Raw genomic sequence first — 20,868 nt, forward strand, 5'->3', positions numbered from 1 at the left:
GCCGATGGCAATGCAACTCCCCTCGCAGCGGAGCGGCCATCGGCGCGCGCCGATGGCGGATATCAACGTCACGCCGCTGGTGGACGTGATGCTCGTGTTGCTCATCATCTTCATGGTTACCGCACCATTGCTGACGGCGGGCGTGCCGGTGAACCTGCCGGACAGCCGCGCCAAGCCGCTCGATCAGGATCAGCACCCGACCGAGATTTCGATCGACACGATGGGCCGCATCTTCATCGCCAAGGAGGAAGTGCCCGAGCAGCAACTGCCGCAGCATCTGGAGGCGATCGCCGCGCGCGCGCCGGCGGGCGGGCAGCCGCCGCAGGTGTTCCTGCGCGCCGACAAGTCGCTCGATTACGGCCACGTCATGCGCGTGATGGGCGAACTGAACCGCGCCGGGCTCAATCGCGTCGCGCTGGTGACGGTCGGCGAGGATTGACCTGGTGGATCGCGCCGAGAAGATCGGGCTTGGAATCGCCATTGCCGGGCACGTCGTGCTGTTCGGCCTGCTGTCGGTCGGCTTTCTCGCGACCCCCAACCCGCTCAAGCTGAAGCAGCAGCCGGTCGAGGTAAGCCTGGTAAAGGATGTCGGGCTGGAAGCGACCGCACCGCAGGCGGAGACCCCGCCCGCGCAATCGGTCGCCCCCGATCAGGGCGAGCCGGAGGAAGCCGCCGCGCCCGCCCCCGTGCCAGCCGCGCCCGAGCCGAAGCCCCAACCGGTTCCCCAGCCCGCGCCAAAGCCAGAGCCGAAGCCCGCCCCGGTAAAGCCGGCGCCGAAACCCGCGCCCGCGCCAAAGCCCGCGCCGAAACCGGAACCCAAGCCGAAGCGGGAGCCGCCGGCGGCTGAAAAGACCGCCACCAAGCCCGCCCCGCCCAAGCATCACGCGGCGGCGGCAGCCGAAAAGACCCCGCCGGCCAAGGCGCCCGGCACCGGCAAATCGGCCGAGGCCACGGCAACGCGCCCGCGCGGCAGCCGGCTTGGCGCCGATTTCCTCAAAGGGCTGACCAGCGACGAGAGCAAATCGACCAGCCAGGTGCCGCGCGCCGCGAAGATCGACGCCGCCGCGCTCGCCTCGATCGTTCAGGCGATCGCGCGGCAGATCCAGCCTTGCGCCGATCGGCAGGTCGATCCCGGCCCCGGCGCGAACGAGATCGTCACCACGCTCAACCTGAAGCTCAACGAGGACGGCACGCTCGCCGCGACCCCCACCGTGGTGCGCCAGACCGGCATCAACGAGGAAAACCAGCGTTACGCGCGCCGCGTGATTGATCTGGGCGTGGCCGCGTTCAAGGGCTGCGCCCCGCTGAAGCTGCCGCCGCAATTCTATTCCACCCCCAACGGCGGGTGGAACAACATCAACTATCAGTGGAAGCTCCGGTGATCCCGCCATTGCCCCACGATCGCGCCGCGCCGGGAGAGCGGGGCCGCGAGAACGAAAGGAAAGGCCCCTGTCATGCGTAGCCTCGCCCTCCTCTCCGCCCTGTTGCTGGCCTCCGCCGCGACCGCGCAGGACATGCCCGCCACCCCGCTGAAGCCGCCGCAGCAACCCGCCGCGCAGGCGCCGGGCGCGGCCCCGCCGCCGCTGGAAGTGTCAGTAACCGGCGGCATTTCCGCGCCGATGCCGATCGCCATCCCGGCGATGCCGACGACGCAGGTGATGCAGACGCCCGCCGGGATGACCGACGCGCTGGGCCGCCAGCTCGCCGATATCGTCACCAACGATCTCAGGAATTCCGGGCTGTTCACCCCGCTGCCGCCCGCGCAACTGCGCACGGTGATGTTCCCGGAAGTGACCGCGCCCGCTTTCTCTTACTGGGGCGGATCGGGCGCGCAGGCGCTGGTGCAGGGCTTCATCCGCGCCAATGGCGACGGCACGCTGACGGTGGGCTGCTATCTTTACGACGTGTCGGCGCAAACCGAATTGATGCGACAGGGCTTTGTCGTGCCGCCGTCCGAATGGCGCCGCGCCGGGCATAAATGCGCCGACATGGTCTATACCCGGCTGACCGGCGAAGGGCCGTATTTCGACAGCCGCGTCGTCTATGTTTCCGAAACCGGGCCAAAGGCGCACCGCATCAAGCGGCTGGCGATCATGGATCAGGACGGTGCCAACCACCGCTTCCTCACCAACGGCCAGTCGATCGTGCTGACGCCGCGCTTCGCGCCGAACCAGCAATCGATCGTTTATATGAGCTTCGTCAACGACAAGCCCGCGATCTATGTCTATAATCTCGGCTCCGGCACGCAGCATCTGGTGACTTCGGCGGAGCGGCTGACCTTCGCGCCGCGCTTCTCGCCGGATGGGCGGTGGATCATCTTCTCCATGTCCACCGGCGCGAACACCAATATCTATCGCGTGCCGGCAAGCGGCGGGACGCCAGAGCGGCTGACCAACTCACCCGGCATCAGCACCGGCGGCAGCTATTCGCCGGATGGCTCCAAAATCGTGTTCGAAAGCGATCGTTCGGGCAGCCAGCAGCTTTATGTGATGAACGCCGATGGATCGAACCAGCAACGGATCAGCTTCGGCGGCGGGCGTTACGCCACCCCGGCATGGAGCCCGCGCGGCGATCTGATCGCCTTCACCAAGATCGGCGGCTCGTTCCGCATCGGCATCATGAGCCCGAACGGATCGGGCGAGAAGCTGCTCACCAATTCATGGCAGGATGAAGGGCCAAGCTGGTCGCCCAACGGGCGCGTGCTGATGTTCTTCCGTCAGGGTCGGGGCAATGCCGGTAAGGCCGATCTGTGGTCGGTCGATCTGACCGGCGTGAACGAGCGCCGCGTGCCGACCCCGCTCGACGGCTCCGATCCGGGATGGGGGCCGCTTCGCCCTTGAACTTTCGCCAAGGGCGCGGAACAAGGTTTTTTTTCTGGAGATGTTATCATGGCTAGACTGACGACCACATTGCTGATGGCAACGGCATTGGTGGCAACCGCCGCCTGCTCGAAGAAGCATCCAGAAACGCTGCCGCCCCCGCCGGGACCGGCGCCGGAACAGACCCAGCCGACCGGCCCGCAAGGCCCCGTCGGCGATACGGTGATCCCCGGCTCGTCGGCGGATTTCAAGCGTTCGGTGACCAGCGACACGGTTCATTTCGGGCTCGACATGTCCGATATCGACGATCAGGCCCGCGCGATCCTCGATACGCAGGTGCAGTGGCTCACCCGTTATCCCAACGTGCGCGTCACGGTGGAGGGCCATTGCGACGAGCGCGGCACCCGCGAATATAACCTCGCGCTCGGCGAGCGCCGCGCCAATGCGGCGAAGAACTATCTCGCCAGCCGTGGCGTCGATGCCTCGCGCATCACCACGATCAGCTATGGTAAGGAGCGCCCGATCGCGCTCGGCTCCGACGAGGCGGCCTGGGCGCAGAACCGTCGCGCCGTGACGGTGGTGCTCGGCCAGTAAGGCAGGCCGGGGCCGGCGGCGGGGAAATCGCCGCCGGCCCCGATTGCACCGCGCCACATGACCGGCGCGATTGCATCGCGCGCGCCGATGCGGAATGCTCGCTCCCGACAAGATCGGGGAGGCGGCATGAAGGCGATTTTCATCACTGGCGGCGCATCGGGCATCGGCCGCGCGGTGGCGATCCTGTTCGCCGCGCGCGGCTGGCGGGTCGGGCTGGCGGATATCGACGCGACCGGGCTTTCCGCCACCGCCGCGATGCTGCCGGCGGACCGCACCTCCACCCATATCCTCGACGTGCGTGACATGACGGCGTGGGAGGAAGCGCTCGCCGCCTTCACCGCGACGACCGGCGGGAAACTCGACGTGTTGTTCAACAACGCGGGCATCGGCCAGGGCGGCCCGTTCGGAAACATCGACCGCGCCGCGCTCGATCGCGTGATCGACATCAATTTCCGTGGCGTCTCTTATGGCGCGCGCGCCGCTTATCCCTATCTCAAGGCGACGGCGGGATCGTGCCTGCTCAACACCGCCTCGGCCTCGGCGATCTACGGCTCACCCGGCCTGTCGCTCTATTCCGCGACCAAATTCGCGGTGCGCGGGCTGACCGAGGCGCTGGACGGCGAATGGGCGGCAGACGGCATCCGGGTGCGCGATCTGATGCCTGCGTTCATCGACACCGCGATCCTCGATGCCGGGATCGCGGGCACCAACCATACCGCGCGCGACGCGGTGATCGCGGGCGGCTATGAGTTCACGCCGGTGGAAACGGTGGCGCAGGCTGCATGGGATGCGGTGCACGGCGATCGCCTTCACACCGTGATCGGCAAGACGGGGCACCGGCTCGCCTTCGCGGCGCGCTGGATGCCGGGGCGGCTGCGCCGGATGATGCGCGCGGGGGCGCTGGGCCGTGGCTGAGTTCCCGCGTCCGCGCGGCAACGCGCGTGAGCGTATATCGCGGCACCGGCCCGCTCCCCCACCCTGCCTCCCACAGCATATCCTTGATGGGTGGCCGGGCGGGGGAGCGGGCCGGTGCCGGATTCGCGAACGGGCTCTCAGCCGTCGAGGATCGAATCGATCGCCTCGGCCAGTTCCACGTCGCGCGTCGAAAGCCCGCCGGCGTCATGCGTGGTGAGCAATATCTCCACCCGGTTCCACACATTGGTCCATTCCGGATGGTGATCCATCTTCTCCGCGATCAGCGCCACCTGCGTCATGAAGCCGAACGCCTCGGCGAAATCGGTGAAGACGATCGAGCGGGTGATCGCGTCGCGCGCCTCGTCGTAATCCCAGTCCGACAGGCCATCGAGCGCGTCCGCCCGCTCCGCCTCGCTCAGCGCCTCGATCATCATGCCCTCCTTGCCGCTCATGGCACGGCACGGGTATGGCGATCGCGATGAAGGGGCAAGAGGTGATGGGCGCGGCGCCATCGGCGGACGCGATCGAGGCACAGGCGCGAGCGGTGATCGCGCGCCTGCCCGCGCAGTTCCGCGTGCATCTCGGCGATATCGTGCTCGCCGTGGAGGAATATGCCGACGAGGAGACGCTGGCGGCGATGGGGATCGAGCACCCGCTCGATCTCACCGGCCTCTATCATGGCCGCCCGCTGGGCGAGAAATCGTCACTCGATTCGGGCGCGTTGCCCGATCGCATCTTCCTCTATCGGCAGGCGATCCTCGCCGAATGGTGCGAAACCGGGGTGCGGCTCGACGATCTGGTCGCGCATGTGACGATCCACGAGATCGGGCATCATTTCGGCCTATCCGACGATGATATGCACGCGCTGGAAGACGCGGTGACGGATTGAGCGCGCGGCTCGCGTTCGATGGCGTCGCCTGCGCGCGGCGCGGACGGACATTGTTCGAAAATCTGTCGTTCGCGCTCGAAGCGGGTGAGGCGCTGATCGTGACCGGGGCGAACGGCGTCGGCAAATCGAGCCTGATCCGCGTCGCCGCGGGGCTGCTCGCGCCCGCCGCGGGCGCCGTTGCCCATGATGGCGCGCGCGCGCTGCTCGCCGAGGCGGCGGCGCTGGATGCGGAGCGCGATGTTGCCGCCGCGCTGACCTTCTGGGCGCGGCTCGACGAGCGGCCAGCACCCGAAACGCGCGTTGCCGCCGCGCTCGACACGCTCGATCTGGCGGCGCTGGCCGATGTGCCGGTGCGCCTGCTCTCCACCGGGCAGCGCCGCCGGGTCGGCTTCGCGCGGGTGCTGGCGAGCGAGGCCCCGATCTGGCTGCTCGACGAACCCGCCAACGGCCTGGACCATGCCGCCGTCAACCGGCTGGAAAGCGCGATCGCCGCGCACCGCGCGCGCGGCGGCATCGCGCTGGTCGCGACCCACCAGCCGCTCGCACTGGCGGACACGCGGGAGCTGAGGCTGTGATCGCGCTCATCCTGCGCGATCTGCGCCGCGCTTATGCCTCGGGCGGCGCGACACTGATCGTCGCCTTCTTCCTGCTGGTGGCGATCCTGTTCCCGTTCGCGGTGGGGCCGGATCAGAAACTGCTCGCGCGGATCGGCGGCGGGGTGATCTGGGCGGCGGCATTGCTAGCGGCGCTGCTGCCGGTGGAGCGGCTGATCGGGCCGGACCTTGATTCGGGGGCGATCGACCAGTTCGCGATGCGCGGGCTATCCCCCGCCACGATCGCCGCCGCCAAGATCGCCGCGCACTGGCTCGCCTTCGCGCCGCCGCTGATGATGGCGACAATTGCCGCCGCCGGGCTGCTCGACCTGTCGGGTGACAATCTGCTGCGCGTCGAGATCGGGCTGGCGCTCGGCACGCCCGGCCTCGCCGCGCTGGCGGTGGCAACCGCCGCGCTGGTCGCCGGGCTGCGCGGCGCGGGGGCGATCGCGGGGCTTGTCATGCTGCCGCTCGCCATTCCGCTGCTGATCTTCGGCGCGGGCGCGATCGAGGGTGGCACCGGCGGGCTGAAGCTGCTCGCGGCGACCAGCCTGCTGCTCGTTGCGGGCGCACCGTTCATCGCGGGTGCCGCGATTCGCGCCGGGATGGAATGAGCGCGGGCGTCGATCTGGCGCCGATCGCATTCGCCACGGGCGCGGGCTTCGTCGGCGGGGCGATGAACGCGCTGGCCGGCGGCGGCACCTTCGCCACCCTGCCCGCGCTCCTCGCGCTCGGGCTGCCCGCCAATATCGCCAACGCCACGTCGAACGTCGCGCTGATGCCCGGCGCGGCGACCAGCGCCTGGGCGATGCGTGATGAACTAAGGCCGCTCGGCGATGTCAGCATCCGCACATTGGCCGCGATCATGGCCGTCGCCGGATTTGCCGGCAGCGTGCTGCTGGTGCTGACGCCGAGCCGGGCGTTCGATCTCATCATCCCCTGGCTGCTGCTCTATGCCTTCGCCGTGCTGGCTTGGGGCGGCAACGCCGCCGCGTGGCTGCACGCACGCGCGTCGATCGGCCCGCGCACGCTGATGGCGGTGCAGGCGCTGCTCGGCATCTATGGCGGCTATTTCGGCGGCGGCGTGGGGCTGATGATGATGGCAACCTATGGCCTGCTGGCCGGCCATTCGCCGCGTGAGATGTTCGCACCGCGCACGCTGATGCTCGCCACCGCAAACGCGGCGGCGGCGATCGTGTTCATCGGCACCGGCATGGTCGCCTGGGCGGCGTGCGTGCCGATGCTGGCCGGCTCGATCATCGGCGGCTGGATCGGCGCACATGTCGGCAGACGGCTGCCCCATGGCGCGATCCGCGCATGGACGCTGCTGGTGACGGGCGCCACGACGATCGTGTTTTTCTGGCGCGCCTATCACTGACGGCGTATCGTGACGCGCGATGGCCGATCCTGCCCCGCCCGGCACGCGCCTCTATCGCCACCGCCTCGCGACGCGGCTGTGGCACTGGATCAACGCGATCGCTGTCTTCATCCTGATCGGCAGCGGGCTGGGCATTTCGAACGCGCATCCCCGGCTTTACTGGGGTCGATATGGCGCGAATTTCGATCACGCCTGGGCGACGCTGCCGCACTTTCCCGCCTGGCTGACGATCCCGGCGAATTACAACCTCGCCATGTCGCGGCGCTGGCATCTGTTCTTCGCGCTGGTGCTCGCCTTCGGCCTCTTGGCCTATATGATCGCAAGCCTGCTCAATCGCCATTTCCAGCGTGACCTGCGGGTGCGCGCGGGCGATGTCGCGATGCGCCATCTGCGTGCGGACGTGGCCGCGCATCTTGCCTTGCGCTTCCACGATCCCGCGCGACCGGGCGCGTATAACGTGCTGCAAAAGCTTAGTTATGTCGCGGTGATCTTCATCCTGCTGCCGCTTATCGTCCTCACCGGGCTGACGCTCTCTCCCGGCATGGATACGGCATGGCCGTGGCTGCTCGATCTGTTCGGCGGGCGGCAATCGGCCCGCTCGCTGCACTTCATCACGATGGCGGCGATCTCGGGCTTCATCGTGATACACCTCACGCTCGTCATCCTCGCCGGCGCATGGAACGAGGTGCGCTCGATGCTCAGTGGCTGGTGGCGGGTGCCCGAATGACGCTGATAACCCGCCGCGGCCTGATCCTTGGCGCGCCCGCGCTGCTCGCGGGATGCGATCGGGTGGCGCAAATCCCCGCGGCGCGCGCGATCCTGTTCAAGGGCGAGGACATGCATCGCGGGCTGCAACGCGCGCTGACCGATCGCGCCGCGCTCGCGCCCGAATTTCGCCCCGATCAACGCTCGCCCTTCTTCCGCCCCAACGGCACGCGCGATCCGGGGACGCCGGAATATGCAGCACTCGCCGCCGGGCGCTTCGCCGACTGGCGGTTGCAGGTCGGCGGGCTGGTCTCGCGCCCGCTGGCGCTGTCTCTCGCCGATCTCACGCAATTCCCCAATCGCGCGCAGATCACCCGCCACGATTGCGTGGAAGGGTGGAGCGCGATCGCCAAATGGCAGGGGCCGATGCTGGGCAGCGTGCTGAAGGCCGCCGGCCTGCGCGATGCGGCGCGCTATATCGTCTTCACCTGCGCGGATCTTTTCGGCGGCGAGCATTATTACGAGTCGATCGACCTGATCGACGCCTTCCACCCGCAGACGATCCTCGCCTGGGCGCTGAATGACCGGATGCTGCCGGTGATGAACGGCGCGCCGTGCCGGCTGCGTGTCGAGCGCCAGCTTGGCTATAAGCACGCGAAATATCTGATGCGGATCAACGCGGTGGCCGATCTGGCCGGAACCGGGCGCGGGCGCGGCGGTTATTGGGAAGATAATGTCGATTACGACTGGTACGCCGGCATCTGATTGTTAGTCTGCCCTTATGTCCTTCATAGATATGTTCCTGTCGCGCTCGGTGAAGCGCGGTCGCCTCACCCTCCTCCGCCCCGGCACGAAGCCCGCATCGTTCGGCACCCCTGAGCCGGGCTTCCCCGATGTGACGATCCGCTTCGCCGACAAGCGCGTCGCGCTGGCGATCGCGCGCAACCCGGCGCTTGGCGCGGGCGAATGCTACATGGACGGGCGGCTGATCGTCGAACAGGGCGACATCCGCGATCTCGTCGAACTGCTGACGATCAACGACAAATGGGAAGCGGGGCAGGATTTTCTCGATCCGAGCCGGTTCGCGCGCGCGATCGGCGCGGTGAAGCATCGGCTCGACCGGATCAACATGGAGCGGCGATCGAAGAAGAACGTCGCGCATCATTACGATCTGTCGGGGCGGCTGTACGATCTGTTTCTCGATCGCGACAAGCAATATAGCTGCGCCTATTTCACCGATCCGGCCAATTCGCTGGAGCAGGCGCAGAGCGACAAGCTCGCGCACATCGCCGCCAAGCTGGCGCTCGGGCCGGGGATGCGCGTGCTCGATATCGGCTGCGGCTGGGGCGGGATGGCGCTGTATCTCAACCGTCATTTCGGGGTGGAGGTGCTGGGCGTCACCTTGTCCGAGGAACAGCTCAAGGTGGCGCGCGAGCGGGCCGAGGCGGCGGGCGTCGCGGACAAGGTGCGCTTCGAACTGCTCGATTACCGCCACGTGACCGGCAGCTTCGACCGGATCGTCTCGGTCGGCATGTTCGAGCATGTCGGCCCGCCGCAATACCGCACCTTCTTCAAGAAATGCCGCGATCTGCTGACCGACGACGGGGTGATGCTGATGCATTGCATCGGCCGCATGGGGGAGCCGGGCGTCACCGATGATTGGACGGCGAAATACATCTTCCCGGGCGGCTATAACCCGGCGCTGTCGGAGATCGTCCGCGCTTACGAGGGATTGCGCCTGTTCCCGACCGATATCGAGGTGCTGCGGGTGCATTATTCGTGGACGCTCAACAATTGGTATGATCGCACCGTCGCCGCGAAGGATGAGATCGTCGCGCTCTACGACGAGAGATTCTATCGCATGTGGACCTTCTACCTCGCGGGCGCGGGCGCGGCGTTCCGGCATGGCGGGCTTTGCAATTATCAGGTGCAGCTCACCAAGAGCCGGCTGGCCGTCCCGGTGCTGCGCGATTACATGATCGAGGGCGAACGGACCTTGCGCGAATCCGCTTAGTCGGCATAGGGCGCGCCCTATGAACGAGAAGATCACCCCCCCGGCCGGCGACGCCGGGATCAACCGTGTCGTGCTGGCCTATTCGGGCGGGCTTGACACCAGCGTCATCCTGAAATGGCTTCAGCAGACCTATAATTGCGAAGTCGTCACCTTCACCGCCGATCTCGGCCAGGGCGAGGAACTGGAGCCGGCGCGCCGCAAGGCGCTGGACGCCGGGGTGAAGCCGGAACATATCTTCATCGACGATCTCCGCGAGGAATTCGTCAAGGATTATGTCTTCCCGATGATGCGCGCCAACGCGCTCTACGAGGGGCTGTACCTGCTCGGCACCTCGATCGCGCGGCCGCTGATCGCCAAGCGCCAGATCGAGATCGCGCGCGCGGTCGGCGCCGATGCGGTGAGCCATGGCGCCACCGGCAAGGGCAACGATCAGGTCCGCTTCGAGCTGGGCTATTACGCGCTCGCGCCCGATATCAAAGTGATCGCGCCGTGGCGCGAATGGGATCTCACCAGCCGCACGAAGCTGATCGAATTCGCCGAAGCGCACCAGATCGCGGTCGCCAAGGACAAGCGCGGCGAAGCGCCCTTTTCCACCGACGCGAACCTGCTGCACACCTCGTCCGAAGGCAAGGTGCTCGAAGACCCGTGGCAGGAGGTGCCGGATTACGTCTATTCGCGCACCGTCAACCCGGAGGACGCGCCGGACCAGCCGGAATATATCACGATTGATTTCGAGCGTGGCGACGGCGTGGCGCTGAACGGCGAGGCATGTTCGCCCGCGACGCTGCTGACCAAGCTCAACGAGCTTGGCCGCAAGCACGGCATCGGGCGGCTCGATCTGGTCGAGAACCGCTTCGTCGGGATGAAGTCGCGCGGCATGTATGAAACGCCGGGCGGCACGATCTATCACCTCGCGCATCGCGGAATCGAGCAACTGACGCTCGATCGCGGCGCGGCGCACCTGAAGGACGAGCTGGCGGTGCGCTACGCCGAGCTGGTCTATAACGGCTTCTGGTTCTCGCCCGAACGCGAGATGCTCCAGGCGGCGGTCGATTACAGCCAGGAAAAGGTGGCGGGCACCGTGCGGCTGAAGCTCTACAAGGGCTCGGTGATTGTCGTCGGTCGCAAGTCGCCCAACTCGCTCTACAGCGAGAAGGTGGTGACGTTCGAGGACGATCAGGGCGCCTATGACCAGCGCGACGCGGCTGGCTTCATCAAATTGAACGCGCTGCGGCTGCGCCTGCTGGGCCGCCGCGACGGCTGATCCGCCCTTCCCCGTGCCCCGGCCACCGCGCCGGCGCACGGGGGCTTGAGGCAAGGGGGCAGATCGCCCCCGCCATTCGACAGGAAGCCGGATAATCGCCCGCGCCCCCGAACCGGGCCCGCGAATGCAGCCTTGTCTCCGGCACTTCTGGCGCACGCCTGCCGCGCGTGGCGCCGCAAAACGCGTGTCGTTCGCCCTTGCCGAGCCGAAGTCACGGCCAGTAAAGACGGTGATATGGAAAATCCGGGGGCAAGATTGCGCTGGTGGCAGACGCGCTGGTTCGTGATCGCGGCGACGCTGCTGACGATCGTGCCGCTGCTATGGCCGACGATCCCGCCGCTGGTGGACCTGCCGGGGCATATGGGGCGCTATCGCGTCCAGCTCTCGCTCGAAATCGCGCCATGGCTCAGCCAATGGTATAATTTCAAATGGTCGCTGATCGGCAATCTCGGCATCGATCTGCTCATCATTCCCTTCGCCAAGCTGTTCGGGCTGGAGCTTGGCGTGAAGCTGATCGTGATGACGATTCCCGCGCTCACCGTCGCGGGGCTGTTGTGGATCGCGCGCGAGGTGCATGGCCGCATCCCGCCCACCGCGCTGTTCGCGCTGCCGCTGGCTTATTGTTACCCTTTCCAGTTCGGCTTCGTGAATTTCGCGCTGTCGATGGCGCTTGCCCTGTGCCTGTTCGCGCTGTGGCTGCGGCTGGCGAGGCTGGGGCGCTTCCGGTTGCGCGTGGCGATCTTCGTGCCGGCATCGTGCCTGTTGTGGCTGTGCCACACCTTCGGCTGGGGCGTGCTGGGCGTGCTCGCCTTCTCCGCCGAGATGGTTCGCGAGCACGATCGGCGCAAGGATGCCGGATCGGGCCATTGGGTGGCGAGCTGGTTCCGCGCCGGCATCGCCTGCGTGCCGCTCGCCCTGCCCATGCTGCTGATGATCTTCTGGCGGACGGGCGATCACGTCACCGGCCAGACGACCGACTGGTTCGACTGGCAGGCGAAATCGGCCTGGCTGCTGATGGTGCTGCGCGATCGCTGGGAATGGTGGGATATCACCGGCGTCGCGATACTCTATATCATCCTGCTCAAGGGATTGCGCGATCCGGCGATCGAATATTCGCGCAACCTGGGGCTTTCGGCATTGTTCCTCGCGGCGGTCTATCTGCTGCTGCCGCGGATCGTGTTCGGCTCGGCCTATGCCGACATGCGGCTCGCGCCGTTCGTGATCGCGATCGCGGTGATCGCGATCCGCCCGCGCGCGAACATCACGATGCGCCATGCCGGCACGCTGGCCGCGCTGGGGCTTGTCTTCTTCCTTGCGCGGACCACGGGCACCACGATCAGCTATGCGATGTTCGCGCGCGATTATCGCACCGAACTCGCCGCGCTCGACAAATTGCCGATCGGCGCGCGGGTGGTGAGCTTCGTCGGCTATAGCTGCGACAACAAATGGACCATGTCGCGGCTGGAACACCTGCCCGCGCTCGCGCTGGAGCGGCGGCTTGCCTATACCAACGATCAATGGTCGATGGCAGGGGCGCAATTGCTCACCGCGCGCTATTTCGCCGCCGGCGGCTTCGCGCACGATCCGTCGCAGATCGTCACCGCGCGCTGGTGTATGCGCGAATGGTGGCGCCCGGTCGGCTTTTCGATGGCGCGCTTCCCGCGCGGGGCATTCGATTACGTCTGGCTGATCCGCACGCCGAAGTTCGATCCACGCTACGCGAGCGACCTGGTACCGGTCTGGCGATCCCCGGACGGGACGAGCGCGCTGCTCAAGGTCGATCACACCAAGCCGCCGCCGCAGATCGAGGATAGCGAATTGATCCCCGCGCCGCTGCTCGAACTGCGCGAACGGTTGCGCCGCAAGCGCGCGGCGGAAGCGGCGGCTGCGGCGGCAGAGGCCGCGAACGCGACCGCTAACCCCTCCTGAACGGGGTAAGCTGCTCAAGGAACGCGCGATCCTCCTCGATCGCGGCACGCTCCCGCGTCAGGAAATCGGCCACCGCGCGGCGGAAGCCCGCATCGGGCAGATAATGGGCGGACCATGTCGGCACCGGCACATAACCGCGCGCGAGCTTGTGCTCTCCCTGCGCTCCCGCTTCCACCGAAGACAGGCCACGCGCGATCGCGGCGTCGATCGCCTGATAATAACATAGCTCGAAATGGAGGAACGGCACCGCCTCCACACAGCCCCAATAGCGGCCATAGAGCGCATCACCGCCGATAAGGTTGAGCGCGCCCGCGATCGGGCGGCCATCGCGCTCGGCGAGGATCAGCAGCACCTTGTCGCCCATCCGCTCGCCAAGCAGTGGGAAGAAGGAATGCGTGAGATACGGTCGCCCCCATTTGCGGCTGCCGGTATCCTGATAGAATTGCCAGAACGCATCCCATTCGCGCGGGCCGATCTCGGCGCCCGCGAGATGACGGATTGTCAGCCCCTCCACGGCGCCCGCGCGTTCCTTGCGGATCGCCTTGCGCTTGCGGCTGGAAAGCTGCGCGAGGAAATCGTCGAACGTGCGATAGCCGTTGTTGCGCCAGTGATATTGCGTGCCCTGCCGGATCAGCCAGCCCGCCGCCTCGAACAACGGCACCTGATCGGGCGCGATGAACGTGGCGTGCGCGGAGGAAAGCTGGTGCCTGTCTGTCACCGTCTCCAGCGCCGCGATCAGCGCGGGCGCGACCACCGAATCGCGCAGCAACAGGCGCGGCCCCGGCACCGGCGTGACCGGCACGGCGATCTGGAGCTTGGGATAATAAGCGCCCCCCGCCCGCTCCCACGCATCGGCCCAGGCATGATCGAAGACATATTCGCCCTGGCTGTGGCTCTTGGCATAGCTCGGCGCGATTCCCGCCGGGCGGCCATCGGCGCCGTCGACGATCACCGGCAGCGGCTGCCACCCGCTGCGCCCGCCGACGCTGCCCGAATCCTCCAGCGCGGAAAGAAACGCGTGGCTGACGAAGGGATTATCCGTGCCGGCGCAGGCATCCCAATCGGCGGCGGGGATCGCGCAAACCCCCTCCACCATCCGCGCCGAAATGCCGCTCATCCGATGCACCGCGCTCGGGCGACATGCCGGAACGCGCCTCGCGCGCCCGGCACACAACGAAATGTCGCGGGAAGTGCCATCGACACTAACGTAAGGCGCGCGCGCCGCCGCTCAAGCCGCGATCACAGCGGCTCGCCGACCTCCACGATCGCATCGACCTCCACCGCCGCGCCGAGCGGCAGCACCGGCACGCCAACCGCCGAGCGGGCATGTTTGCCGGCATCGCCGAACAGCGTGACCATCAGTTCGCTCGCGCCATTGGCGACCTTGGGCTGATCGGTGAAATCGCCGTGCGAATTGACGAACACGCCAAGCTTCACGATCCGCTTCACGCGGGCGAGATCGCCGAGCGCGGCCTTCACCTGCGCGATCAACATCAGCGCACAGCGCCGCGCGGCATCCTGCCCTTCCTCGACACTGACATTCTCGCCCAGCCGCCCGGTCATCAGCTTGCCGTCCCTGAACGGAAGCTGCCCGGAAACGTGGAGGAGATTGCCCGCGAGCACAGTGGGGACATAGGCCGCGACAGGCGCAGCGGCCTCGGGCAGCGACAGGCCAAGCTCGGCCAGCTTGCGATCGATAAGTTCGGTCATGCGCCAAGCTTCAACACCCGCGCGCCGCCCCGGTCAATCCTCCGCATAACGGCCAGCGGCGAAACGCGCCGCGATCCAGCCCTGCGCCTCACGCCAATCGTCGATTCGCGCGTGAGCCTGTGCCGCGGTGGGGACACCGGGGGCAAGCGCCGGTTCGGATACCATGTGCAACCGGTGGACGCGCGGCGCGTGTTCGGCGACCGAGGCGTGATGATGCGGCAGATCGTCGACGAACACGGTGACGGGATCACCATGCTCCGCCACCAGCCGCGCGACCGGGCCGCCCTTCCCGCCCTGATTGCATTCGACGCGATGCGCGATGCCGAACGCGGCGAGCTGCTCGATCCGCGGGCCACGGCAATCGTCGGCGAGATTGGTGAGGATCACGATATCCGCCTGTTCGGCCAGCGCCGCCAGCGCCTCACGCGCGTGGGGCACGAGCGTCTGGCGGTGCATCTGCGACGGGAAGAAGCCGCCGAGGAAGCCCATCATCTCCTCGCGGCTCGGCGGCTCGCCGGTGGCGCGATGGCGCATGTTGCGGCCCAGTTCCCACGATCGCGGATCGAATTCGATATCGTGCGCCTCGCCCAGCCACACGCCGAAATGGCGCACCATATGCAGCAGCACCTCGTCGCAATCACAGATCAGCAGCGGGCGCGTCATGCCGCCTCCAGCGCGCGACGCACCGCCACCAGCCGTTCGGGCGTGACGCCGATCGCGGCGGCGCAGGCGATCAGATCCGGCTCATGCCCCTCAAGGAACGCGAGGCAGGCGCCCAACACCACGGGATCGCCGATTCGCGCGCGCAAATCCTCCGGTGAAAGGCCGGTCAGCGCGATCAGCCGCTCGGCGCGGCGCGGCTCCTCCAGCGTCCACACCAGCGCGTGGAGCGCAAGCGCCTGAATATCCGTGTTTGTGTCTGCCTCTCGCATTGCCTATCTTGCGGAATAATTGGGGGATGTCTGGCGTGACAAAAAGGGTGCTCGTTGTCGAGGACAACGAACTCAATCTGAAACTGTTCTGCGATCTGTTGCGTGCGCACGAATATGCGGCGGAGCCGGTGCGCGACGGGCGCGAGGCGCTGGAGCGCGCGCGGACGTTCGAGCCGGACCTGATCGTGATGGATATCCAGATGCCCTATGTCACCGGGCATGAGCTGATCGTGGAGCTGAAGGCCGACGCGGGGCTGCGCGAGATTCCGGTGATGGCCGTCACCGCTTATGCCGGGCGGGAGGACGAGGAACGGATTCGCGCCGCCGGGGCCGCGGCCTATGTGTCCAAGCCGATCAGCCTTGCGCGCTTCATGGATACGGTGGGCGCGCTGGTTTGATGATGCACGAAAAGAGCCGCGGGCGCGTGCCTGCGGCTCCCGATGCCGACCGAAGCCGAAAGGGACGCGGGCGGCGCGTTCACGCCGCCGGCAGCGTCACTTGATCTTGGCTTCCTTGAACTCGACATGCTTGCGCACGACGGGATCATATTTGTTGAACGACAGCTTCTCGGTCTTGGTGCGCGGATTCTTCTTCGTGACATAGAAGAAGCCGGTGTCTGCCGAGCTGACGAGCTTGATCTTTACGGTGGTCGGCTTGGCCATGACCAATTCCTGTGTTTGCGAAACTGAAAAAGAGCGACGTGCAGATGCGCGCCACTGACAGGGCTGGGCGAATGACCCATGCGGCGCGACATGTCAAGCGCCGCGGGCGGTTAACGCGGCCTTTACCCGCCGGGCGCATCCTTTTGCGCACAGGGGAGGAACGGCCATGCCGGAGGAAGATTGCGCGGAAATCCGCACCCAACTGACGCAACGCATCATCGCGATCGGGCAGCGGCGCGGCACGGCGGGAATCGCGCAGGAGATCGACGCGATCCGCCGCATCGCGCACCGCAACGGGATGTTGCCGACGGTGACGGTCGCGCATCTGCTCGAATCGGCGCTGGCGCGCGGCGAATGTGGCGCCTTGGTGCGTGACTGGCTCGCCTTGCTGGGCGAAGCGGTGCACAGCGAGCGGCAGGATGACGCCACCTGCCATGCCTTTGCCGCCGCCTGTCAGGTGCGGTTCGCCTGAGTTCATATGGACGCGCTGATGGCCGGGCTGGTGCTGGGCGCGCTATGCCAGCTTGGCGACCGCACGCCATGGCTCGCGGCGATCCTGGGCGATCGTTTTCGTGCGCCGGGAGCGGTGATCGCCGCCGCCGCGCTCGCGCTCGCGGGGAATTACGCGCTGGGCGCGCTGGGCGGCATCCTGATCGCCCCGCTGCTCGCGCCCGAAGCGCGCGACATGCTGATGGCACTCGCGCTGGTGCTGGCCGGCATCGGCACGTCGTGGCGGGACAAGGCACCCGATCGGCTCGTCAACTGGCGGCTGGGTGCGATCCTGACCAGCACGCTGGGCCTCGGGATCATGGTGTTCGGCGATCGTATGCAGTTCATCGTCGCGGCACTCGCGGCCCGTTCCACACTGCCATGGCTGGCGGCGGTGGGCGCAACGCTTGGCGCGCTTGCCATAACAATGCCCGCGATACTGATCGGCGAGGCGCGCTGGATCGCGTTGCCGCGCCGCGCGTGCAGCCTCGCGACAGGCGGGTGCATGATCCTCGCCGGCATCTTCATCGGGCTACGGGCGATTGCTCTGATCTGATTTCTCGATGGAGCGAAACGCGGATCAGTCCGTTGTCGCAACAAACCAACCATGGAGGAATCCTCGTGCCGACCACCAATCCAAAGCTGAAAACGCCAAGCGATCTCGCGCGCAACGAAACGCGATCGGTGGCCGACGCGCTGAATTCGGCGCTGGCGGATTGCTTTGCACTCTATCTCAAGACGAAGAACTTCCACTGGCACGTCTCCGGCCCGCATTTCCGCGACTATCACCTGCTGATGGACGATCAGGCGACGCAGATTCTCGGCGTGACCGATGCGATCGCCGAGCGCGTGCGCAAGACCGGCAACACCACGCTGCGCTCGATCGGCGATGTCGCGCGGCATCAGACGATCAGCGACAACGATCAGCCGTTCGTCGGCCCGGAAGACATGCTGATCGAATTGCGCGACGACAATCTGAAGCTGGTCGAAAGTTTCCGCACGGTGAAGGAAGCCGCCGAGGAGGCGAAGGACAATGCCACCAGCGGCATCGTCGACGAATGGACCGATCAGGCCGAGGAGCGCGCCTGGTTCCTGTTCGAAGCCACCCGCAAGGGCTAGGGCCGACGCGACATTCAACCCATGCCGGCCTGCAAATGGCGGTTTCCCGCGCTTTTCGGTGCTCACGTACCTTTAGTACGCTGCGCTTGCGGGTCACGAGAAACCACCATTTTCGGCTCGACCTGACCTGAATGTCGATTGGCCCTAAGCGAAGCGCGGGCCGGGGGATCGCATCGCCCCGGCCCGCGCATCACCGCTCCCCCCCGCCGATCAGAAGGCGAAGCGAACCCCGCCGAATATCGAGCGCCCCTCCCCTGGAAAGAACACCGCGCGATTCACGCCGGGCTGGCGCGCATCGGTGATAGCGGCGAATTCGGCGGTATAGCGCTTGTCGAGCAGGTTGCGCGCGTCGACGAAGATCGTCGCCGCGCCGATCGCGAAGCCGCCACTCGCGTTGAGCAGCGCATAGGCCGGCGCCTTCATCGTGTTGGCATAATCGACCCACACCGATTTCATCCGCCAATCGACGAATGGCTCAAGAAACAGTCCATGCGCGCCATCGTAACGCAGCGCGACGCGATATTGATGCGCGGGCGCCACCGGCAGGCGATTGTTGCGATAGGCCGGATCACCGACGAAGCGGAAATCGGACCATGCGTAGGTCTGGCGCAGGCGGAAACCGGGCGCGAACCGCCAGTCGAGGCTCGCCTCCACCCCCTGATGCCGCGTTCGCCCCGCGTTGAACACCGTCGCAGGCAGGTTCGCGGCGGGGAGGAAGCTCAGCAACTCGCCATCCACCTCCGCGCGATAATAATCCACGTCCCAGGTGAAGGCCCCGGCGCGACCGCGCGTGCCGATCTCCGCCGTCCGGGCGCGTTGGGTGTCGAGCGGCACGAACAATGATCCGCTGGTGTTGGTCTGCGTCAGCGCGCCGAAATGCGGCGGTTCGACCGAGCGGGTGTAATTGGCATAAACCTGCGTCGCGCCATGTTCGAACAACAGCCCGATGCGCGGCGCGAACCAGTCATAGCTCCGCTCGTCGCGCCTGCCCGAAAGCCGATCGCGATAATCGCGTGTCGCCCGGCCCCATGATCCGCCCGCGACGACCGCGAGTTCGGGCAGCACGAACAATCGCGCTTCCGCGAACACGTCCAGCCCGCTGGCGAGTTGCCGCGCGGCCCCGATGCGCGGGCCATCCTGCCCGGCGAAATTGAGATGGATTTCCTGCCCCGTCCCGCCCTGCCGGTAATATACGCCGACGAACAGATCGGCCTTGTGCCCCGCGAACTCGCCAGTCACGTCGAAGCGACCGAACAGCCCCTGCGTGTCGGTCGCCTGATCTATCACGATCGCGATCGGGTGATGCAGGTCGGTCCGCGTCGCATAGGCGCCGCCCTCGAACACGACGTTATCGGATAGGCGCAACCGCGCCTGGAGCGTGATGCGCCCGACCGTCTGATCGCGCGCCTGCTTGCGCGCGATGACGCCATCGCCGGCGTAGCGCGGATTGTTCAGCGCGCCGGAAAGCGTCAGCGCGCCGGGCACTTGCTGCCGGATATCGGCGGCATAGCCGATCAGCCGGACTTCACTGTCTTCGCCGAAACTGTAGCCGAGGTTCAACGTGCCGCGCGTCGTGCCGGATCGTTCCTGCTGGCGATAGCCATCGGAACGATAGCTGTGGACCGCCGCATAATAATCGAACGCGCCAACCCGCCCGGCGCCCGCCGCCTGCGCGCGCCATGTTTCGAACGAACCACCCTCCGCCCGGAAGGTGAACGGGGTTTGCGCCGTCTTGCCGTTGGGGGTGATGAGGTTCACCGCGCCGCCAAGCTGCGCACCGCCGAAGCGCAGCGCGTTGCCGCCCTTGTACACTTCGATGAAGCGCGCGCCGAGCGGGTCGATCTTCTGGAAATCGGAAAAGCCATCCGCATCGGCGAACGGCACGCCATCCTGCGCCAGCAACACGCCGCGCTGGTGATAGCTCTGATCGAGCCCGGAGCCACGGATCGACAGCCGCGATTCATCGCCATAGCGTTTGTTCGCCAATACGCCCGGCACATCGCGCAACAGATCATAAAGCCCGGTGACGCTGCGCTCCTCATAGGTTTCGGCGGCGACCACCGCCACCGAACCCGGCGTCCGTGCGAGCCGGGCACGCGCTTGCGCGACGACCAGCGGATCGCCCTGCTGCGGCTGGGCGGTGACGATAACGTCGGGCTGGCCGCCCTCCACGTCGGCGGCGAATGCGGGCGTGGCAATAACGGTCGAGGCGAGCAACGCCGCCTGAATAGTACGGAACATGATAATCCCCTTTGCGGCACGCATCGCTGGCGCGCCGGATGTTCGCTGATGATCGAACGGGCGAGCACGGCACCGGGCACGCGTACCCCGTCAGGTCAGGCGATCAGGGGTGGTCCGCGTAAAGGAGGGCGCAGCCGGGCCGCCGCGCGCGGCGGCGCCGTCTCGGCAAGCAGCAGCGCGATCGCGAGGATGAACAGCAGCGCCTGCGCGAGCTGGATCGGATCCGCTCCACCGATCATCGGCAGCGCGAGATCGGCGAACGCACATGGGCTTTTCGCCTGATCTCCATCCTGGGCATCGTGATGATCGAGGCCGGGAATGGTGATCGCCATCATCGCCGGGCCGTACCCACTACAGACCGCGATCACGATGCGGCCATTATCGAGCGTCGGCATATAACCGGCGGGCACCAGCACGCGCACCAGCAATGCCGCCGCGACGATCAGCGCGGCGAGCGCGGGGCAGGTTCGCAAAAGGCGACGCAACGCGGCCATGGGAGGACGCGTTAACGAGGCGGGCGGCGGCTGTCACCCGCAATGTTCTTCCCCTTTGAACGAGGGCTTGCGGGGAGCAATCAAAGGCGATGGCCTCGATGAGACATCGCCCCACCCCTTT

General features: G+C 66.9%; 26 protein-coding genes. 18 read left to right on the forward strand and 8 right to left on the reverse strand.

Annotation, left to right across the window (positions count from 1 at the left end; genetic code table 11):
* Nucleotides 1–4 precede the first annotated feature (4 nt).
* The 5 genes from tolR (at nt 5) to Q0316_RS19555 (ending at nt 4,328) form a co-directional block, all read left to right on the forward strand.
* Entirely contained in the window at nt 5–439 is a 435-nt protein-coding gene (gene tolR, locus Q0316_RS19535) for a protein TolR (protein ID WP_298675717.1), read from the forward strand.
* Between the two features lie 4 nt (nt 440–443).
* Nucleotides 444–1,382, forward strand: a complete 939-nt coding sequence (locus Q0316_RS19540; RefSeq protein ID WP_298675719.1) for a cell envelope biogenesis protein TolA — start codon at nt 444–446, stop codon at nt 1,380–1,382.
* Between the two features lie 72 nt (nt 1,383–1,454).
* On the forward strand, nt 1,455–2,840 hold the full coding sequence (tolB, locus tag Q0316_RS19545; RefSeq protein WP_298675722.1) for a Tol-Pal system beta propeller repeat protein TolB: 1,386 nt from the start codon (nt 1,455–1,457) through the stop codon (nt 2,838–2,840).
* 48 nt (nt 2,841–2,888) lie between these two features.
* Nucleotides 2,889–3,413, forward strand: coding sequence for a peptidoglycan-associated lipoprotein Pal (gene pal / locus Q0316_RS19550; RefSeq protein WP_298675724.1), 525 nt, complete (start codon nt 2,889–2,891; stop codon nt 3,411–3,413).
* Between the two features lie 126 nt (nt 3,414–3,539).
* A complete protein-coding gene (locus tag Q0316_RS19555) occupies nt 3,540–4,328 on the forward strand; it encodes an SDR family oxidoreductase (RefSeq protein WP_298675727.1) in 789 nt (262 codons plus the stop codon).
* Between the two features lie 137 nt (nt 4,329–4,465).
* Here the strand turns inward: Q0316_RS19555 and Q0316_RS19560 are convergent, their stop codons facing one another.
* Complete coding sequence (locus tag Q0316_RS19560; protein ID WP_298675804.1) at nt 4,466–4,762, reverse strand: 4a-hydroxytetrahydrobiopterin dehydratase; 297 nt, start codon at nt 4,760–4,762, stop codon at nt 4,466–4,468.
* Between the two features lie 32 nt (nt 4,763–4,794).
* Here Q0316_RS19560 and Q0316_RS19565 point away from each other — a divergent pair, with 32 nt between their 5' ends.
* The 9 genes from Q0316_RS19565 (at nt 4,795) to Q0316_RS19605 (ending at nt 13,100) form a co-directional block, all read left to right on the forward strand.
* Complete coding sequence (locus tag Q0316_RS19565) at nt 4,795–5,217, forward strand: metallopeptidase family protein (RefSeq protein ID WP_298675731.1); 423 nt, start codon at nt 4,795–4,797, stop codon at nt 5,215–5,217.
* Nucleotides 5,214–5,792 (forward strand): heme ABC exporter ATP-binding protein CcmA, encoded by a 579-nt coding sequence (gene ccmA / locus Q0316_RS19570; protein WP_298675734.1) that lies wholly within the window; start codon nt 5,214–5,216, stop codon nt 5,790–5,792. Before Q0316_RS19565 ends, ccmA begins: the two co-directional genes overlap by 4 nt.
* Entirely contained in the window at nt 5,789–6,424 is a 636-nt protein-coding gene (locus Q0316_RS19575; RefSeq protein WP_298675737.1) for a heme exporter protein CcmB, read from the forward strand. The genes ccmA and Q0316_RS19575 overlap by 4 nt, the downstream gene beginning before the upstream one ends.
* Nucleotides 6,421–7,188 carry a sulfite exporter TauE/SafE family protein gene (locus tag Q0316_RS19580; RefSeq protein ID WP_298675740.1) on the forward strand — a complete coding sequence of 256 codons (768 nt, stop codon included), beginning with the start codon at nt 6,421–6,423 and terminating at the stop codon, nt 7,186–7,188. The genes Q0316_RS19575 and Q0316_RS19580 overlap by 4 nt, the downstream gene beginning before the upstream one ends.
* Nucleotides 7,189–7,207: 19 nt before the next feature.
* A complete protein-coding gene (locus Q0316_RS19585; protein WP_298675743.1) occupies nt 7,208–7,915 on the forward strand; it encodes a cytochrome b/b6 domain-containing protein in 708 nt (235 codons plus the stop codon).
* On the forward strand, nt 7,912–8,658 hold the full coding sequence (locus Q0316_RS19590) for a molybdopterin-dependent oxidoreductase (protein ID WP_298675746.1): 747 nt from the start codon (nt 7,912–7,914) through the stop codon (nt 8,656–8,658). The genes Q0316_RS19585 and Q0316_RS19590 overlap by 4 nt, the downstream gene beginning before the upstream one ends.
* 16 nt (nt 8,659–8,674) lie before the next feature.
* Entirely contained in the window at nt 8,675–9,907 is a 1,233-nt protein-coding gene (locus Q0316_RS19595; RefSeq protein ID WP_298675749.1) for a cyclopropane-fatty-acyl-phospholipid synthase family protein, read from the forward strand.
* Between the two features lie 19 nt (nt 9,908–9,926).
* Nucleotides 9,927–11,171, forward strand: a complete 1,245-nt coding sequence (locus Q0316_RS19600) for an argininosuccinate synthase (protein ID WP_298675752.1) — start codon at nt 9,927–9,929, stop codon at nt 11,169–11,171.
* Nucleotides 11,172–11,405: 234 nt separating this feature from the next.
* Nucleotides 11,406–13,100 (forward strand): hypothetical protein, encoded by a 1,695-nt coding sequence (locus tag Q0316_RS19605; protein ID WP_298675755.1) that lies wholly within the window; start codon nt 11,406–11,408, stop codon nt 13,098–13,100.
* On the opposite strand, the gene Q0316_RS19610 is transcribed toward Q0316_RS19605, so the two are convergent.
* The 4 genes from Q0316_RS19610 to Q0316_RS19625 form a co-directional block, all read right to left on the reverse strand.
* Nucleotides 13,087–14,217, reverse strand: coding sequence for a GNAT family N-acetyltransferase (locus tag Q0316_RS19610; protein ID WP_298675758.1), 1,131 nt, complete (start codon nt 14,215–14,217; stop codon nt 13,087–13,089). The two genes, Q0316_RS19605 and Q0316_RS19610, sit on opposite strands and share 14 nt — an antisense overlap.
* Before the next feature lie 122 nt (nt 14,218–14,339).
* A complete protein-coding gene (locus Q0316_RS19615; RefSeq protein ID WP_298675760.1) occupies nt 14,340–14,810 on the reverse strand; it encodes a RidA family protein in 471 nt (156 codons plus the stop codon).
* Nucleotides 14,811–14,843: 33 nt separating this feature from the next.
* Entirely contained in the window at nt 14,844–15,473 is a 630-nt protein-coding gene (locus tag Q0316_RS19620; RefSeq protein ID WP_298675763.1) for an HAD family hydrolase, read from the reverse strand.
* On the reverse strand, nt 15,470–15,742 hold the full coding sequence (locus tag Q0316_RS19625) for a DUF3572 domain-containing protein (protein WP_298675766.1): 273 nt from the start codon (nt 15,740–15,742) through the stop codon (nt 15,470–15,472). Before Q0316_RS19625 ends, Q0316_RS19620 begins: the two co-directional genes overlap by 4 nt.
* A gap of 35 nt (nt 15,743–15,777) precedes the next feature.
* On the opposite strand from Q0316_RS19625, the gene Q0316_RS19630 reads away from it, so the two are divergent.
* Complete coding sequence (locus Q0316_RS19630; protein WP_298675768.1) at nt 15,778–16,140, forward strand: response regulator; 363 nt, start codon at nt 15,778–15,780, stop codon at nt 16,138–16,140.
* Nucleotides 16,141–16,236: 96 nt separating this feature from the next.
* Here Q0316_RS19630 and rpmG read toward each other — a convergent pair whose 3' ends face one another.
* The gene (gene rpmG, locus Q0316_RS19635; RefSeq protein ID WP_007407030.1) at nt 16,237–16,404 is read right to left on the reverse strand and encodes a 50S ribosomal protein L33; all 168 of its coding nucleotides are present in this window, start codon (nt 16,402–16,404) and stop codon (nt 16,237–16,239) included.
* Between the two features lie 166 nt (nt 16,405–16,570).
* Between rpmG and Q0316_RS19640 the strand changes: the two genes are divergently transcribed.
* From Q0316_RS19640 to Q0316_RS19650, 3 genes are all read left to right on the forward strand, one after another.
* Complete coding sequence (locus tag Q0316_RS19640; protein WP_298675773.1) at nt 16,571–16,876, forward strand: hypothetical protein; 306 nt, start codon at nt 16,571–16,573, stop codon at nt 16,874–16,876.
* 6 nt (nt 16,877–16,882) lie between these two features.
* Nucleotides 16,883–17,449, forward strand: a complete 567-nt coding sequence (locus tag Q0316_RS19645; protein WP_298675775.1) for a TMEM165/GDT1 family protein — start codon at nt 16,883–16,885, stop codon at nt 17,447–17,449.
* 65 nt (nt 17,450–17,514) lie between these two features.
* Entirely contained in the window at nt 17,515–18,012 is a 498-nt protein-coding gene (locus Q0316_RS19650; protein WP_298675778.1) for a DNA starvation/stationary phase protection protein, read from the forward strand.
* 210 nt (nt 18,013–18,222) lie between these two features.
* On the opposite strand, the gene Q0316_RS19655 is transcribed toward Q0316_RS19650, so the two are convergent.
* Both Q0316_RS19655 and Q0316_RS19660 read right to left on the reverse strand, forming a co-directional pair.
* Nucleotides 18,223–20,253, reverse strand: coding sequence for a TonB-dependent receptor (locus tag Q0316_RS19655; RefSeq protein ID WP_298675781.1), 2,031 nt, complete (start codon nt 20,251–20,253; stop codon nt 18,223–18,225).
* A gap of 95 nt (nt 20,254–20,348) precedes the next feature.
* Nucleotides 20,349–20,747: a hypothetical protein gene (locus tag Q0316_RS19660; RefSeq protein ID WP_298675784.1), complete on the reverse strand. Its 399-nt coding sequence runs from the start codon at nt 20,745–20,747 to the stop codon at nt 20,349–20,351.
* Nucleotides 20,748–20,868: the final 121 nt, after the last annotated feature.

Origin of the sequence: uncultured Sphingomonas sp. (assembly GCF_937871615.1) — a bacterium.
Classification (GTDB): domain Bacteria; phylum Pseudomonadota; class Alphaproteobacteria; order Sphingomonadales; family Sphingomonadaceae; genus Sphingomonas.